Annotated in this window: 19 protein-coding genes; 18 read left to right on the top strand and 1 reads right to left on the bottom strand. The window is 62.8% G+C overall.

What is annotated here, in order from left to right:
• Positions 1–38: 38 nt before the first annotated feature.
• The 11 genes from ACF8C6_RS09035 (at position 39) to ACF8C6_RS09085 (ending at position 7652) form a co-directional block, all read left to right on the top strand.
• Positions 39–515, top strand: coding sequence for a hypothetical protein (locus tag ACF8C6_RS09035; protein ID WP_392498982.1), 477 nt, complete (start codon positions 39–41; stop codon positions 513–515).
• Positions 516–576: 61 nt separating this feature from the next.
• Positions 577–1425, top strand: coding sequence for a RyR domain-containing protein (locus tag ACF8C6_RS09040; protein WP_392498984.1), 849 nt, complete (start codon positions 577–579; stop codon positions 1423–1425).
• Positions 1426–2094: a hypothetical protein gene (locus ACF8C6_RS09045; protein WP_392498985.1), complete on the top strand. Its 669-nt coding sequence runs from the start codon at positions 1426–1428 to the stop codon at positions 2092–2094.
• 77 nt (positions 2095–2171) lie between these two features.
• Positions 2172–2426, top strand: coding sequence for a holin (locus ACF8C6_RS09050; protein ID WP_392498986.1), 255 nt, complete (start codon positions 2172–2174; stop codon positions 2424–2426).
• The gene (locus ACF8C6_RS09055) at positions 2423–2944 is read left to right on the top strand and encodes a glycoside hydrolase family protein (RefSeq protein ID WP_392498987.1); all 522 of its coding nucleotides are present in this window, start codon (positions 2423–2425) and stop codon (positions 2942–2944) included. The genes ACF8C6_RS09050 and ACF8C6_RS09055 overlap by 4 nt, the downstream gene beginning before the upstream one ends.
• Complete coding sequence (locus ACF8C6_RS09060) at positions 2941–3426, top strand: lysis system i-spanin subunit Rz (RefSeq protein WP_392498988.1); 486 nt, start codon at positions 2941–2943, stop codon at positions 3424–3426. Before ACF8C6_RS09055 ends, ACF8C6_RS09060 begins: the two co-directional genes overlap by 4 nt.
• Positions 3423–3926, top strand: a complete 504-nt coding sequence (locus ACF8C6_RS09065) for a Gp49 family protein (protein WP_392498989.1) — start codon at positions 3423–3425, stop codon at positions 3924–3926. Before ACF8C6_RS09060 ends, ACF8C6_RS09065 begins: the two co-directional genes overlap by 4 nt.
• 13 nt (positions 3927–3939) lie before the next feature.
• Positions 3940–4572: a hypothetical protein gene (locus ACF8C6_RS09070; RefSeq protein WP_392498990.1), complete on the top strand. Its 633-nt coding sequence runs from the start codon at positions 3940–3942 to the stop codon at positions 4570–4572.
• Positions 4569–6311, top strand: coding sequence for a hypothetical protein (locus tag ACF8C6_RS09075; RefSeq protein ID WP_392498991.1), 1743 nt, complete (start codon positions 4569–4571; stop codon positions 6309–6311). The genes ACF8C6_RS09070 and ACF8C6_RS09075 overlap by 4 nt, the downstream gene beginning before the upstream one ends.
• On the top strand, positions 6311–7252 hold the full coding sequence (locus ACF8C6_RS09080; protein WP_392498992.1) for a hypothetical protein: 942 nt from the start codon (positions 6311–6313) through the stop codon (positions 7250–7252). Before ACF8C6_RS09075 ends, ACF8C6_RS09080 begins: the two co-directional genes overlap by 1 nt.
• A complete protein-coding gene (locus ACF8C6_RS09085) occupies positions 7242–7652 on the top strand; it encodes a hypothetical protein (protein ID WP_392498993.1) in 411 nt (136 codons plus the stop codon). Before ACF8C6_RS09080 ends, ACF8C6_RS09085 begins: the two co-directional genes overlap by 11 nt.
• 6 nt (positions 7653–7658) lie before the next feature.
• On the opposite strand, the gene ACF8C6_RS09090 is transcribed toward ACF8C6_RS09085, so the two are convergent.
• On the bottom strand, positions 7659–7904 hold the full coding sequence (locus ACF8C6_RS09090) for a hypothetical protein (protein ID WP_392498994.1): 246 nt from the start codon (positions 7902–7904) through the stop codon (positions 7659–7661).
• A 164-nt stretch (positions 7905–8068) separates the two neighbouring features.
• Between ACF8C6_RS09090 and ACF8C6_RS09095 the strand changes: the two genes are divergently transcribed.
• The 7 genes from ACF8C6_RS09095 to ACF8C6_RS09125 are packed head-to-tail and all read left to right on the top strand — an operon-like array spanning position 8069 to position 15455.
• Positions 8069–9271 (top strand): hypothetical protein, encoded by a 1203-nt coding sequence (locus ACF8C6_RS09095; RefSeq protein WP_392498995.1) that lies wholly within the window; start codon positions 8069–8071, stop codon positions 9269–9271.
• Entirely contained in the window at positions 9268–9765 is a 498-nt protein-coding gene (locus ACF8C6_RS09100) for a hypothetical protein (protein WP_392498996.1), read from the top strand. Before ACF8C6_RS09095 ends, ACF8C6_RS09100 begins: the two co-directional genes overlap by 4 nt.
• Before the next feature lie 11 nt (positions 9766–9776).
• Positions 9777–10220 (top strand): hypothetical protein, encoded by a 444-nt coding sequence (locus tag ACF8C6_RS09105; RefSeq protein ID WP_392498997.1) that lies wholly within the window; start codon positions 9777–9779, stop codon positions 10218–10220.
• Positions 10221–10232: 12 nt separating this feature from the next.
• Positions 10233–12047, top strand: coding sequence for a hypothetical protein (locus ACF8C6_RS09110; protein WP_392498998.1), 1815 nt, complete (start codon positions 10233–10235; stop codon positions 12045–12047).
• Between the two features lie 2 nt (positions 12048–12049).
• Positions 12050–12997: a hypothetical protein gene (locus tag ACF8C6_RS09115; protein WP_392498999.1), complete on the top strand. Its 948-nt coding sequence runs from the start codon at positions 12050–12052 to the stop codon at positions 12995–12997.
• 2 nt (positions 12998–12999) lie between these two features.
• A complete protein-coding gene (locus ACF8C6_RS09120; protein WP_392499000.1) occupies positions 13000–13668 on the top strand; it encodes a hypothetical protein in 669 nt (222 codons plus the stop codon).
• The gene (locus ACF8C6_RS09125) at positions 13665–15455 is read left to right on the top strand and encodes a hypothetical protein (RefSeq protein WP_392499001.1); all 1791 of its coding nucleotides are present in this window, start codon (positions 13665–13667) and stop codon (positions 15453–15455) included. The genes ACF8C6_RS09120 and ACF8C6_RS09125 overlap by 4 nt, the downstream gene beginning before the upstream one ends.
• The last annotated feature ends 27 nt before the right edge of the window (positions 15456–15482 follow it).

Raw genomic sequence — 15482 nt, forward strand, 5'->3', positions numbered from 1 at the left:
CGGCCGCCCCCAACGCCTAATGCGATAGGAGAGACACTATGTCTACTGCAAAGATCCAACCGCGCGGCGGTCAGTTCGGCGGCGCTGCACGCTACGGCAACCTGACCACCCTGCGCTACACCCTGGAAACCAACGCCTCGGGCGTACCGGCCAACAGCCAGCAGGCAACTGCCCTGCAGATCAACGACGTGGTGCAGTTCGAGTACCCGCTGCCAGCCGGCTTCCTGATCGAGGACGTGCAAGTCATCGTCTCCGATCACTTCGGCGCCTCCGTGACCGGCGACCTGGGCTTTGCCTATGCCGACGGCGTGGACGACGCCAGCTTGCCGCAGAGCGCCACTGCGTTCGGTTCCGCCCTGGCCCTGTCGGCTGCTGCGCGCCTGCGCACCACGGCTGCCAGCAAGCTCAAGGCACTGCCGAAAGACGCCTACCTGATCCTGACCATCAAGGGCGCTGCTGTGGCCCAGGTTGGTGTGGCCCAGGTAGTCGTGCATGGCGAGCGCCAAGGCAAGTAAGCCCTCGGGATAGCCGGCCAAGCGCCGGCTTTCCTACCTCATTCCTACAAGGGATCGCCCGATGAAACCCATCTACATCGCGCAGCTTGCGCACGCTATCAACGCCGCGTATTGCCTGAGCCTGGGCGATACCAGTCAGCCGACTTGGGACGATGCGCCCGAGTGGCAGCAGCAGTCCGCCTTGGCCGGCGTGGAAATGCACCTGGCCAACCCCGACGCCACCCCTGAGCAGAGCCACGAAAGCTGGCTGGCGCAGAAAGTTGCCGACGGCTGGACGTATGGCGAGGTCAAGGACGAGGCCGCCAAGACGCACCCGTGCTGCCTGCCCTATGCTGAGCTGCCGGCTGAGCAGAAGGCCAAGGACTACTTGTTCCGCGCAGTGGTACATGCGACCAAGCACCTACCTGACCCGCAGGACGTTCAGGCGTTGCGTGAGCAGATCGCAGCCCTGCAGGTCGCCGCGGCGAACCAGGGCGAGCGTGGCGAGGTAGTGCTTGCCGGCGTGGCCGTCCAGTACATCGGCCACAAGCCGAGCTATACCGACCGCCTGTACAAGAGCGGCCTAGAGTTCGCGCAGGGCGAGGTCAAGGTGTTGCCGGCCGTGCTGGCGCGCCAGTTCCTGCGCCACGCCGACCTGTTCCAGAAAGCCAGCGCTGAGCAGGCTGCCGCCGCTGATCCGGCGCAGACCGCCACCATCGCCCAGGCACTGACCACCCAGGCCCGCGAGGACGTGGAGGCAGAGAAGCGCGAGCAAGACCTGGCTGACCTGCATCAACAGATCAGCACCATGGGCCTTGAAGCGCTCAACGAGCTGGGTAGTCGCTACGGCCTCAAGTTTGCCAAGAACAAGGGGCTGGACAAAGCGCGCGCCGAACTGAGCAACAAGGTCAATCTGCTCGGGGTGCTGTAAATGACCCTCGATGAGTTGGAAAAGGACTTCCGCACCCAGGCCCAGGATGAAGTCGCGCCGTATCTCTTCGACAAGGTGCGAGTGGCTGCCTGGCTCATCGAGGCTGAGCAGGAGGCGTGCATTCGTGGGCGCCTGCTGCATGAGTCTGATGATGCTACGGTCTGCGAGGTGCCAGTCTCGGCAGGGCAGAGCAGCTACAAGCTGCACCCGGCTTTGTACGAAATCGACCATCTGAGGCTGCTCCTGCCCGGTTGTACCGAGCGCCGCGCGGTAAAGCTGGTTTCGCAGGAGTGGCTTAACGAGCACCTGAATGGCTGGCGTGATCGTTCAGGCGCACCCGAGTATGCGATCCAGAACGACACTAGCCTGCGTCTGGTGCCCAAGCCTGACGCGGACGGGAGCTTGCTGCTTGAGGGCTATCGCCTGCCTCTGCGCGGGCTGAGCACTTCTGGCACTTCGAAGCCCGAAATCCATACCGCCCACCATCGGCACTTGGTTCACTGGGCTCTCTTTCGTGCGTTCAGCACCCCAGACCCGGAAATGTTTGACCAGAACCGCGCTGCACTGTCCGAACGCATCTTCACTGCCTACTTTGGCGAGCGCCCTGATGCCGACCTTCGCCGGCTCACTCAGGAAGACGGCCCGCATCACAACAAGGCTTGGGTGTAACCCCCTGTAGGGTTCGCTGGCTCTTCTGCTGGCTCATAGCATCCCGTTCAAGCATTTGGCCGGCACGGGAGAACGGCATGGCACAGCAGGTCAATGAGGGCGTCGTAGACGCTGTTGTCGTTTCGGTCACCAATAAGGGAATGATCGGCGGGGCGATTGCCGGCCTGTATGGCTGGTTCGTCCAGATCAACTGGCTCGGCCTGAGCGGTGTCCTGATTGCCCTTATCGGCCTTGCCGCCAATATCTATTTCCAGCATCGCCGCGATAAGCGTGAGGCTGACGAAAGCGCAGCACGAATCGCAGCCCTGCGCGATCAGTGCGAAATGCCATGAACCGCACGCGCACTCTGGTCGCAGCCATGGCGATGAGCCTTGCAGGCTTCACTGCCTGGCAGGCATCCGAAGGTTTTACCCCCGGCCCTGTGATTCCGACCAAGGGCGACGTACCCACCATTGGCTACGGCTCGACCCGCTACGAGGACGGCACACCCGTCACCCTGGCAGACCCACCGATCACCCGCGACCGCGCCGAGTACCTGGCGCGCGCACTGCACGACGAGGAAGAGCAGCGATTCCGCGCCTCTCTGCCTGGTGTGAAGCTGTTTCAAGAGGAATACGACCTCTACCTCGACTTCTCCGGCCAGTACGGCGGCGCCAACTGGCGCAAGTCATCCATGCGCCGGCACCTGCTGGCCGGCGAGTACACCAAGGCTTGTGACGCGCTGCTGCAGTGGCGCAAGGCCGCCGGCTACGACTGCTCAACGCTGGTGAATGGCCAGCCCAACAAGCGCTGCTGGGGTGTGTGGACGCGCCAGCTTGAGCGCCACGCCAAGTGCTGGAGCGTGCAATGACCCGCCTTCTACTGATTGCCGGCACCGCCCTGGGCCTGCTGCTGCTCGCCGCGCTCTGGCGCCTCGATCACGTCACCAGTGAGCGTGACGCAGCTGTGACGCAGCGTGACGAAGCGACCAGTAAGGCGGCGTCACTGCGCGTCACCTTGCGTCTCCAGCGCGAGCTGGCCGCCGACCAGGCCGCCATCGAAACCACCTACCTGCAGGAGAAACAACGTGCCGAAGACTATGCCGAGAGCCTGCGCCGCTGCCTTGCTGATGGCACTTGCGGGCTGCGAGTCGCTGCCACCTGCGCGCGAGTGGACGGAGCCGGGGCCGCTGCCGGCGAGCCTGATGCAGGAACCCCAGAACTTACTCCCGCTGCTCGACGAGCTTATCCAGCCCTCGTTGCCGGAATCAAAACCCAGCGAGCCCAAATCCTGAGCCTGCAGGAGCAGCTCATCACCCTGCACAGCAAGTGCATGATCGGAGCAACACCATGAACGACCAGGCTATTGAGCAAGAGATCCAGTCCAAGGGGCTGACCGCACCGCGCATCACTCCTGACGACTTGAAGGCGAACATCGCCAGCGAGCATTACTTCACCGGCGCCCAGGGGAGCGACGGCGCAAGCGATCCAATGCACCAGCCGAAGGTGCCAAGCAACAGCCCGCTGCACCTGCTGACCTTCTGCGTTTTGGTGCTGCGCAATGGCTTCACCGTCACTGGTGAGAGCGCCTGTGCTAGCCCGGAGAACTTCGACGCAGAGCTTGGCCGCAAGATCGCGCGGCAGAACGCCGAGGCCAAGGTCTGGCCGCTTATGGGCTACGAGCTGCGCAGCCGTCTGCATGAGCGCGAGCAATTTCTGGACGGGCCTCAGTGCTCGCCAGCGCCTGCCGATTGCCCGCATGCAGCCCCATTCCGCTACTGCCCGCAGTGCGTGGTAAGTCCTTGCCCGGTTGGCCTGGGCCAGGCTGGCGGTGACGGCGTAGTCGGGGACTGAGGGAGTAGGGCGTATGTCCGAGCAGATCGATATGGTCATCACCCGCGGCAAGACCTTCGAGTTTTGCTTCCTGTATGTGGATGAAGAGCCGCGCCAGGTGCTGATCACCGGTATGCCGAGCAAGGTGCCATTGCGCCTGACTGTTCCAGGGCATGGCCTGCCGGATGGCTGGCCATTCTGGGTGTCGTGCGTGAAGGCGCCTGCCGAGCTGAATACGGCCATTCAGTCGGACGATGCTTTCGAGGTGATGTCGGCCGACCCGCACTACGCGAAGTTGGTCGATACCGACACCATCGAAGTACCTGGGGTGGTGGCGCACTGCTGGAAGTCGCTCGCCGGTACCGGCCTGCTGCTGACCATGCCGCCCGTTGACCTGACCGGCTGGCAGTGCCGCGCCCAGGTGCGGGACAAGGTAGGCGGTAACGTGCTGTTCACCTGGCACAGCGACCCAGCCGAGAGCCCTGACGGGGAAATCGAAGTAGACGTGGCCGGGGGCGCCTTTGTGCTCAAGATGGACGCCGCTGTCGCTGCAGCCCTTGAGTGGAAGCGTGGCCTCTATGACGTTGAGGCAATCTCCCCAACCGGCGAGGTATATCCGGTAACGGCTATCAGCCAGGTGACTGTCGAGGATGAGGTGACTGCATGAGGCTGCTTGCCGCTGGTGCGCGTGGTGGCATGGTCACGCTTGGTGCCGTGAGGCGTCCAAGACCTGCAGTGATCGTTGCAGGGCTTCGCGGCCCGGCTGGTGCTGGCGGCGTCGCCAGCTTCAACGGTCGCCTTGGTAACGTCACGCTGACCGGTGCTGACGTGACCACCGCGCTCGGCTACACCCCGCAAGATGGCGGAAGCCTCTCGGCAGTCGCGTTCTCCGGCGCCTACGCGGATCTGCTCGGCGCCCCCCTGATTCCTTCGACGCCGGCTGACATTGGCGCCGCGACGGCTGCCCAGGGCGCTCTGGCAGCCAGTGCTGTGCAGCCCGATACCCTGGACACTGCGCTGGCGCTCAAAGTCGATAAGGTTGCCGGCTATGGGCTAAGCCAGGAGAACTACACCGCAGCCGAAAAGATCAAGCTGGCAGGCTTGGAGGGCAGCCATTTCAAGGGGCTTTTTGCCAGCCTGGCAGCACTTGAGCTGGCATTCCCCAGTGCGGTGGCCGGTGACTATGCCGACGTGGATGCGGGCATCGGAAGCGATACCGTGCGCCATCTGTGGGACGTGGACGATGCCCAGTGGATTGCTGGCGGCAGCGGTAGTCCGCTTACTGCGGCCGACATTAAGACCCTGTACGAGTCCAACCCAGATACCAACGCCTATACCGATGCTGAGCAGACCAAGCTGGGTGGTATCGAGGCTGGCGCCCAGGTCAATGCTGCAGCGGTAAGCCAGGCAGAGGCCGAGGCCGGCACAGGCACGGCGCTACGCAGTTGGACGGTGCAGCGCGTCTGGCAGGCGATTGCCGCCTGGTGGGCTGCCTCGGCGATGAAGACCAAGCTGGACGGTATTGCCACAAACGCCACGGCGAACAGTACCGACGTAGAGCTACGCGACCGCTCGACCCACACTGGCACACAGACGGCCAGCACTATCAGCGACTTCAACGCGGCAGCCTCGGCCGCAGCGCCTGTGCAGTCGGTCAACAGCCAGACTGGCACCGTAGTTCTCGACGCCGGTGACGTAGGCGCCGACGCCGCTGGCACCGCAGCGTCCGCAGTGGTAGCGCACGAAGCACTGGCTGATCCGCACCCGCAGTACCTGACCCAGACCGAAGGTGATGCTCGCTACGAACGCGGACTCACTGCCGGCACCAACATAACCATCGACCGCACTGATCCGGATAACCCGGTGATCAACGCCTCGGGTGGCGGTGGCGGTGCAGTCGACTCGGTGAATAGCCAGACAGGGGTAGTGGTTCTGGACGCCGGTGACGTAGGCGCGGAGTACCCGCTCACCGCAGGCGCCAACATCACCATCAACCGCACTGATCCCGGCAACCCAGTTATCAGCGCTACCGGCGGCACTGGCATCGAGCCGGAAAGCATCGAAGCCAGCGAAGCCCTGAGCGCTGGTCACTATGTCAACCTGTTCAACGATGGCGGCACCCTCAAAGCGCGCAAGGCTGGCGGCAGTGGCAAGTACCCTGCGCATGGATTCGTCAAAGCCGCAGTCTCGGCAGCAGCTACCGCAGAGGTCTACCCGCTCGCCGCCAACAATGACGCGCTCAGCGGCTTGTCGATCGGCGTTACCTGCTACCTGTCGACCAGCACTGCCGGCGCCGTGCAACTGACCGCCCCGAACAGCAGTGGCGTGCTGCGTCAGGAGCTAGGCGTGGCGATCAGCGCGACTGAAATCCTGCATACCAACAGCATTCCCGTGGAGCTTGTCTGATGGCCACACCAACGATCTACAAGTCTAGCGATGCCGGCGCTCCGTACCTAACTACGGAGCAAGCCTACACGGTGCTCAAAGAATGCTTAGTGACTGGGTACGGCGCAAAAGCAGGTGCTGGATGGACGCTGGCGTTCGATGATCCAGTAAACAAAAAAGCGGTGTTCAAGAACGTCCATGGTGATTGTGCGCTGCGGGTGGACGCTAGCACGAACGCCACTTACTCGACCATCCAAGTTGCTGACGACTTCAGCGATATAGACACGCCCATTGGAGCTTTGTGGCATGGGGCTGCGTTATTGTCGGTCGGCAACTATACAACGTCCACAGACCGCCCTTGGATATTGTTTGCTACGGACGAGTTTTTCATCTTCTACGCCAACAACACGGCCAGCCTTACAGCCACTACAGCCGCCGCAGCTTCCAGCACGATCTTTATTATGTTCGGTCGCGCTTCACCGCTAGGCGACAACACAGTTGAGAACGTAATTTTTGCGACGGCAGGTAACAACGCATTCGGTGGTGCCATTGGGTTCTTTGCGCTCGCAGCTACGGTGTTCACGCAAACCTTTACGCAAAAAGACTACCTTGGCGGTACGACCGGAGCACGCAGCGCTACGTTCTATACTGGCATGGTTCAGCGCTACGAGTCTTCGCCTGGGGTTTACTCGACTGGGTCATATCCAGGGACAGCAGGGCCGGCGGCCCCAAGCGTATCTAAAGTACCTGGAGAGAAATGGACAGCGTTTCGTGAGGACGGTTCTTGCGTCGGGTATACCCCCGTGTTCGTTCCCTACTTCCGCCTAGACCCTACTACGCAAGGCTTAACCATCGACGATACGATGGTTATCGACGGCGTGACGTATTCGATCCTGAATATGTACAATGCCAACACAACCTCCAGCTTCGCCCGATTCTTGGTGCCCCACGATGGCTGGTAGCATTTCAGCATACCGTCGCTACCAAGCGACGGTCGATAACATCGTTACCCCCACCTACATCGGCGGGGTGGTGACGCTCGGCGGGGTGCCGGCATCGTGTCGCCTCATGGCCGTGGCCTTCCCGCGCATGGCGGTGGATGCCGTCACCACCAGCGACCCCTCAACCGGGCGCTACCAATTCGACCGGTTGCGACTCGGCCAACAGTATTGGATTGTCCCTGTCTCCAACGAGCACAACAGCGTTCGCGTCGACACCATGTCGGCCTACGGGGTGGACGAGTTTGACATTGAACTCACGCCGTCTGGTTCGGGCGGCGTGCCTGGGTACACCTTGCGCGAGGGCGACGCGCTGCTGGTGGTCGATGGTTCAGGAAAGGTAGTCGGCCTGTTACCTGACTGAGTGCAGTTACTCGTAGCAGAGGCTGTAGTCGTGCCCTGGTGCTGCGCCTGGATCTTCCAGCCGGCCATGCGGGCGGAATATCGCCAGGCTCTGCGGAGCGTCGATGCGGATACGGGCGCCACCATTGCGGTGCTCGATAAGGGTGAGGGTGATTCCCTGCTGCAGCGCGTCGAATAGTTCGGCCGGTGTGATGCCTGGCCTGACCTCGATGCGGATCTGCTCTCCGGGTAGCCGCTTGACTGTAAGCCCCATGTTGTACGCCTCCATGCGTGAGTGGTGGCCTGAGCATAGGCGCTGCCGCGCTGCAACAACAGCCCGTCATGTGCGGGCTTTCTCATTTCCGGTGTAACCCCCTGTAGGGTTCGCCTGCATTGCGGCCATTCCAGAAACTCGCCTCATTACGCAGAGGCTTGTGCATGGAACCTATCCGACGAGACAACTGGGGAGCAGGGGCGAACAACATCGCGCCGCGCGACCGGCTGCCTGATGCCAGCCTGCGCGCCGCGGTGAATGTTGACCCCTTGCCTGGTGGCCGACTGGCTGCGCGGGCGCGCTACCAGCGTCGCTACGTTGGTTCTGCCGTGCGTGCAGTGCTGGCCTTGGGCGACAAGCTGCTGATTGCCGACGGCACTAGCCTGGTTGAGTACAACACGCTGACCGATAGCAGTCGTGTGCTGCGAGCCATTACCGGTGCCGGCCCAGTGGTCGGCGCAGAGCTGAATGGCCGCCTGTACTTCTGCGCCGCCGACGAGGCGCTGGAGTATGACGGCGTGGCCGTGCGGCCCTGGGGCGTGCCTGATGTGCTGCTGCAGCCGACTACAGTGGTCGCCGCTGGCGGAACCCTGCAGCCTGGGCCGTATCAGGTGGCGATGACCTACACCGACCAATGGGGCAGGGAAGGCGGCACGGATCGCGGCTTAGTGATCACCGCCGATGCGGGATCGTGCTTGCGCGTGATCGTGCCAGTGCCGCCGAGCGGCTGCACCGCCAATCTTTATGTGAGCACCCCATCTGGCGCGACCCTGTACCTGCAGCGCTCTGGGCTGACTGGCGGTGAGGTTGAGATAGGTTCTGTTGTCGATGACACGGCACGCTGCGAAACGGTGCTGTGCCGTGCGCCGCAGCCTGGGCACCTGATGTGCGCCCATAACGGCACCCTGGCGGTGGCCATCGGCAAGCATGTGCAGCTCACCAAGCCCATGCGGCCGCACCTGATTGACCGCGCCCGCGACTTCTACCAGTTCCCTTCCCGCATTGGCCTGCTGCTGAGCGCACAGAAAACCCTGTTCGTGAGCGCTGACCGCGTGCATGCCCTGAGCGCCATCGAGACGGCTGAGGTGATGCAGAGCAGGGCGCTTGAGCATCCCGCCATTCCTGGCACTGGCCTGCTGCTGCGCGATGGTCGCGCGGCCTGGATGACTCGTTATGGCCTGGCGGTTGCCGGCCCTGACGGCGTTTCGCTTCTGACCCTTCGCACGTTCGCCCCCGGCACTGCCCTGCGCGGTGCCGCTGGCGCTCTCGACTTCAACGGCAATCAGTTGGTTGTCACCACCCTGACCGGGCGTAGTGGCGCAAGCCTGGCGTCCACGGATCGCTTTCTTGGCGAGGTAAACCCATGAGCCTGCTCAACGGCTTCACATACCGCTTTCGCATCACGCTGCCGAATGGCCAGGTGATCGAAGACCGCTTCGACAACCTGATGCCGCAGGAGGGTGTGGACTACTACGCCGACCTGTTCCTGGCCAACGTCGCGCCGATCAACGCCTTCTACGTCGGCATCTACGAGGGCAACTACACGCCAACCCTGGCGACCAAGGCCACGGATATTCCTGGGGCTATTGGCGAATGCACGGCCTATTCAGCGGCAGGGCGCCCGCAGTGGCAGGGCACCTATGACGGCGTGTCGCTGCTGAGCAACGAAAACAACCTCGCCGAGTTCGTGCTGACCGCTGACAAGACGCTGTATGGCGCCTTCATCACCTCCAGCTCGACCAAGGCGGACGGCGGCGGCGTGCTCGTTTCCATTGGCCGCTTCCCCTCGCCCCGCACCTTGCCGGCGGGCACCACCTTTACCTGCTGGGCGGAAATTCCGCTCGTTCCCACTGACTTCTGAGGATCTGACCCATGAGCATGAGTATTAGCACCGCCCTGGCCAAGGGACTTCTCGACACTGGCAGCCTCAAGGACATGCTGACTGGCATGAAGCTGAAGCTCTACGGCGGTGCCGTTCCGGCATCGGCCGATGCAAGCCTCGGCGCCGCCACGTTGCTGAGCACCATCACGGTGGATGACGCCGGTACCGCTCTGAGCTTTGAGGCCAATGCGGTGGCCAACGTGATCCAGAAAAACAGCAGCGAAACCTGGCAGGGCACCAACGTGGCCACCGGTACCGCCACCTTCTGCCGTCTTGAGTTGGATTCGGATACTGGCGGCTCCACTACCACCGAGGTGCGTCTGCAGGGTGATGTCGGGGTTGCGGGCAGGTTCCTCAATATCTCGTCCACGCTGCTGACCTCTGGTGCGGTGCAGGGGATCGACAACTTCTCTATCGCCATGCCCCTGAGCTAAGGCAGATCACGCATGGCCAACCGGCTGCAGAAGCTCGCACTTACCAGCTATACGCGGAACATTCCGGCGAAGCCGGCTGTGCCGGGCTACTGTTTCTCGCAGAAGTTCAGCTACCCGGCAATGACCGTGGTGCTGCGCTACGAGGCGGTGACGGATAGCGCCGGAAAAACACGGTATATCCCGATCTACGAGCAGCGGCCCGCTCGCACTGAGTATGTGACGACCTGCTATCCCTCGACCCCCGCGGTAAAGGGCGTGCCGGCGACCACGCAGTACCTGGCAGTCAACGGCTGGGACTCTGGGGCCAATAGCATTGTGGCGCTGGAAGGCGATGGGCACTTCGAGTTCAAGGTCAGCGGCGCGCCGCGCGGGGTGGTGGTCGGTTTTGCGATTGGCAATTCCAACAATCTGCCTTCCGAGCCAAGCCACGCCTTCTACTTCCACGGCACCGCTGTAGACCTCATGCAGTACGGCGAGGTGGTGGCCAGCAATGTGCTGGTTCACTCGTCCAGCACGGTCTACCGCATTGCTCGACGTGGCTCGCAGGTTACATTCGAGACTGACGGCTGGAGTTATGAGAGCGACCTGCCAAGCGGCGGCGCGGTGCTGCTCGATGTGGCGCTCTATACCAGCGGTGACTATGTAGACGACCCGGCCCTGGTTGAGTATGCCAATGGCGGGTCTGCCAGTGGCGTGCTGCCGGCGCTGACTGGTGTTGCATCGGACAGCGCGGGTTACAGCTTTGCAGAGGGAAGCCTGCCGGCACTGACCGGGGAAGCGGCTGGTCACACGCTGGTTGTTGCCTTCGGTACGCTGCCGGCGCTGACTGGCTACGCCGCAGACCGTCCTTACGCGGCAGCCGAGGGCATCTTGCCGGCGCTGACCGGCGAGGCTATCGGCGGATACCCGACATTCATCATCGCCAGCGCCCAAGGCTCACTGCCTCCGCTGACAGGTTCGGCGCATGGCCTGACCGGTGAGATTGCCATCGGCGAGGGTACGTTGCCGGCGCTGTCTGGCTATGGTGCTGACCGGCCATACGCCTCGGCCGATGGAGCTCTCCCGGCATTGACCGGACTGGCCTACGAGGGGCTGCCGAACAACATCGGCAAGATCACCAGCCCGCTGGCCATCGGAACTGTGTTCCACCCGTCCAACCTGGCGGTGGATGGCATCAGCAGCGGCCTGGCCCTGGGTGGCACCTTTGGCATTGTGGTGTGGGTCAGGGATGGTATCTCGTCGCCGCTGCTGCTGGGTGGGCGAGTAGGTGGCCAGTTCGATGCTGTTGATGGCTACAGTGCTGGCCTGGCGCTGGGCGGCCGCTTCTTCGACAGTGAGCAGGTCGATAGCGTGCTGGGGCAGCTGCAGGCCCAGCCGATGCAGTTGGCGGTAAACATTGATACCGGCGCCCCGACCCTTTACCTCGACTTCACGTTTACCGGCTTCGCCAGCTGCAGGCAGAACCTGTACGCCTGCCGCGAGGACGGCGTGTACCTGATCGGTGCTGGCGATGACGAAGGCCAGCCCTTGAAGGGGCTGATCGACTTCGGCGCCTCTGACTTCGGCACCAACCAGATCAAGCGAATGGACTTCGCCTACTTCGGCCTGGACACGGACGGCAGCGCCGCCCTGCAGGTCGAGACGGACGGCGGCGAGTATGAGTACCCGATTGTCCAGCATGGCCCTATGTCCAGGGCGAAGCTGGGCAAAGGGCTGAGTGGGCGTAAGTGGAACCTGTCGCTGGAGTTCAGCGATGCCACCTACCTCGAAATGGATTCCCTGGAACTGATGGTTGGCGCCGCTCAGCGCCGGCTGCGCGGGAGATAAGCATGAGCAGCTATGACGCTACCACGTCGTTTCTACAGGGTATCGCTCAGCAAGCGCTGACTGCGGCCAGCAATAACGCATCGCGGATCTACTCGCTGCCGCCACACGCCTCGCTGCGTAATCCGAACTTCTCGGTTGCTCTGGAGAAGCCGGACATTGGCAAGCCGCCACAGTTCTCCGACCTGTTCGTCACCGGGGATAGCACCAGCCCGACCTTGCTCTATATGAACGAGCAGGCCGATGCCTGGATTGCCAAGTATTTCCCGCAGATCGCCAACGGTTTCCAGAGCATGCCGGAGGATGCCCTGTTGGGGATTCTGACCGGAACCAAGCCATTCGGCATCGACAAAACGGTGTTTGAGCTGGTCTGGCATCAGGCGCGCGACCGGGCGTACCGCGCGGCCAGCAGCGAGCAGCGGACGCTGGAGGCCAGCTACTCGGCGCGCGGCTTCACCCTGCCGCCTGGGCAGCTGATCGACGCCATCGGCCAGGTGCAGCAGAGGGCCACCGACTCGATCCACGACGTAAACCGTGACCAGGCGATGAAGGACGCCGAGATAAAGCAGGGCATGCTGCAAGCCGCCTTGCAGCTCTCCACCCAGCTCAAACTGGGCGTGATGAGCGCCCTCGGCGACTTCTATCGGCAGTGGATCACCCTGCCGGACAAGGACATCGAGCGGGCACGGATCAAGTCGCAGGCCATGGCATCGCTGTATGGCGCGCTGTCGTCTTACTACAACGTCGAGATTGCCTTTGAAGACCTGCGGCTCAAGGCCGCCCAGCTCAAGGCTGGGGTGGATCTGGACGTGGACAAGTCGAAGATTGCTCAGCAGCAGCTGTCTACCTCTATTGCCGGGGCACTGGGCAGCGCAGTGAACGCCTTTGCTGATGCCGCTGGTAGCGCTTCTCAAGCGGGCGGCACGCTCAGCGCTCAGCTGGAGAACGTGTAAGCATGGCCACGATCTTCGATGACACGTTCGCAGGGCCGGGGGAGCTGAACGGCCACGTCAGCGACTTCGGCGAGCCGTGGTTTGCTTTCTATCGAGACGACTCCCCCAGCCCCGGCCCTGTCGGTGATGTGAACGTCGGATTGACACACCCGCTGTACCCGTCCGGGTTTGGGTACCCGATTATGGCGGTCACGGATGGGGCGTTTCTCGTCGGCGAAGGTACGTGGTACGTGAAGTGCGAGTTCGAGATAGTCGAGATCCCGAGCAGCCCTCAAGGCGTAATGGAGTTCGGCCTCTACGAGACTAGCGACGGCCAACTGTGTGCCACGCGGTTCAACGTGTGGGACGCGTCTGTGAAGTTCCTATACCAGCCCTTCGGCGCCCCCGAGCCGCCAGACCCTACCAGCGTGTGGGATCAGATCGCGCTGGGTTTCAACTCTATGGTCATGATACTCACCGCAGCCGAGTCAGGTACGTCCACAATGCGGCTGCTGTTCAATGACGTTGAGGTTATGGAGTTCACGTCTGACAACGTGTGGCCGAGCAGCAAGCCCTACCTGCTGATTCGAGCGGACGCCCCGATAAAAATCACCCGGTTCTCTGTTTCTGACGGCTCTGTGGCCTCGCCGGAGTTCTGGACGAGAATTGTCCGCGCAGCTGAGACACCATGAAGTTTTTGTTTCGGCCTCTCTCGAAGGCAGCTGTCTACCTGAAAAAGCGCTGCTTCGACCTGGGGCAGACATTGCGTGGTAATGGCGTGATTCGGCGCATCGAGGACGGATTCATTGTGCAGGTCACGCGCCGGGGCGATGGCGTGATCGCTGACGTAATTGACCCGCCTGCATTCTTCTTGTGCTCTCGGCCGCTGTACCAGAAGGCGCTGGCTCGGCCGCCCTATGGCTTTGTGGACAAGGCGCGAGAGCAGTACATGCCGCTTGCTCCAACCGCTGCCAGGGGGTTGTTGGCGCTCACCATAGACACGCTCAAGCTGTACCAGGCGCCTTACCCTACGGTGGTCGGTGCGCCGCTCTCGATTGGTAATGCGCCGCCCAACACCTTCCCAGCTCAACTACGTGCCAGCGTGTTCCTCGACCGCGTATGCGTGGGGCATGAAGCCCTGGTGGCTGATGCGGGCGCCAACAGCGGCTATGAGGCCGCTATGGACGTGACCTTGGCGGGGTTCCGTACTCCGGTGACTTCCTACGCCGACTTCCCGACTGACGTGGGCGATACCGTGCGCGCGGCATGGGCGCGTCTGTTTGTTGCCGAGAGCGGTATCAGGGCCATCCTGGGCGCAGAGCACTTCATCAATCCGGTCACGGCGCATCTGGGCACGGGAGTTGGCAGCCATGCTTTTATTGGCTTTGCTGCTGCCGGCTTGCTGCTTCCCGCCCCGGACGAGGAGTCGCCGCAGCCTCGCGCCTGTGTGCTGGCCAGCCCCATGTACAAGCCTAAGTCTCGTCCGTCGCCTACTTCGCGCGCACCAGACTGCGATTACAGCCTCTTTGTGGGCATGGTGCAGGCCAGTGAGCCTGTCGAGGGCGCAGATTCCGCCGTGGGCGATTTTGCCTGGAGTATGGAGCTGTTCGATTCGGGGGAGAACCTGATCGCCGACATCAGCATGGCCAGCGATGGGCAGACCGTTACCGCCGTGGTGGTCAGCCTGGGGCGCACGGTCGATGTGAGCGGCCAGACCTACACCTACAACGTCACGCGGCTTTGGTTTGACGCATCCGGCCTGCTGGGCAGCGAGCTGCTGCATTCAGAGGTCTACCCGCCGGCTGGAGCAGTGGGCTCGGCCCGGCAGCTGTGGCTGGATATCGGCGAGGCGTCAGGGGTAGCTTACAGCGTGCTGCTGGATATGACCCAGACCTCAACCGTCAGCGGCACGCTACTGGGAACCGCGGGCATAGCAGCCTCGAAAGCTGGCTCGACCATTTCGGCGGCTCTGCCTGGCTGGCGCCCATTCACTACCGTGAGCCGCGGCACTCAGTCGATATTCGGCGCTGCCACAGGCATCAACGACGCAGTGCGTACTTCCGTGGTGGTTGACCTGGGCGAGGGAGAGATTGCCCTGGTTGCGGCGCCGTCTAGCCAGCTTGCCAGCGGCACGGGTACCGCCGACTGGACGCTGATCGTGCTGGATGCGGAGTCGCTGGCCTTAATCGAGTCGCGCGGGGTGATCGCCTCGCTTTACTGGCAGGCAGGTACGCTCGCCTATGCCACCCAGGCGGTGAGCCTGACAATCATCAGCAAGCAGATCAAGGATGACCAGGGCAACGTCACGGCGCCGGCTGTGCTGCTGGCGTCCTACACCTCGACCAACGAAACCACCACGATCCGCTTGAGCACCGATGGCGGCGCCACCTGGCAGGACATGGTTGGCCTGCAAACCACGGCGGACACCTACTACATCGGCAACAAGTTGCATCAGGTGATGATCGGAGACGGGCTTTGATCCCCCTGTAGGGTTTGGTCACCTGCG

The sequence above is a fragment of the Pseudomonas sp. zbq_18 genome, from assembly GCF_043102245.1.
Taxonomy (GTDB): domain Bacteria; phylum Pseudomonadota; class Gammaproteobacteria; order Pseudomonadales; family Pseudomonadaceae; genus Aquipseudomonas.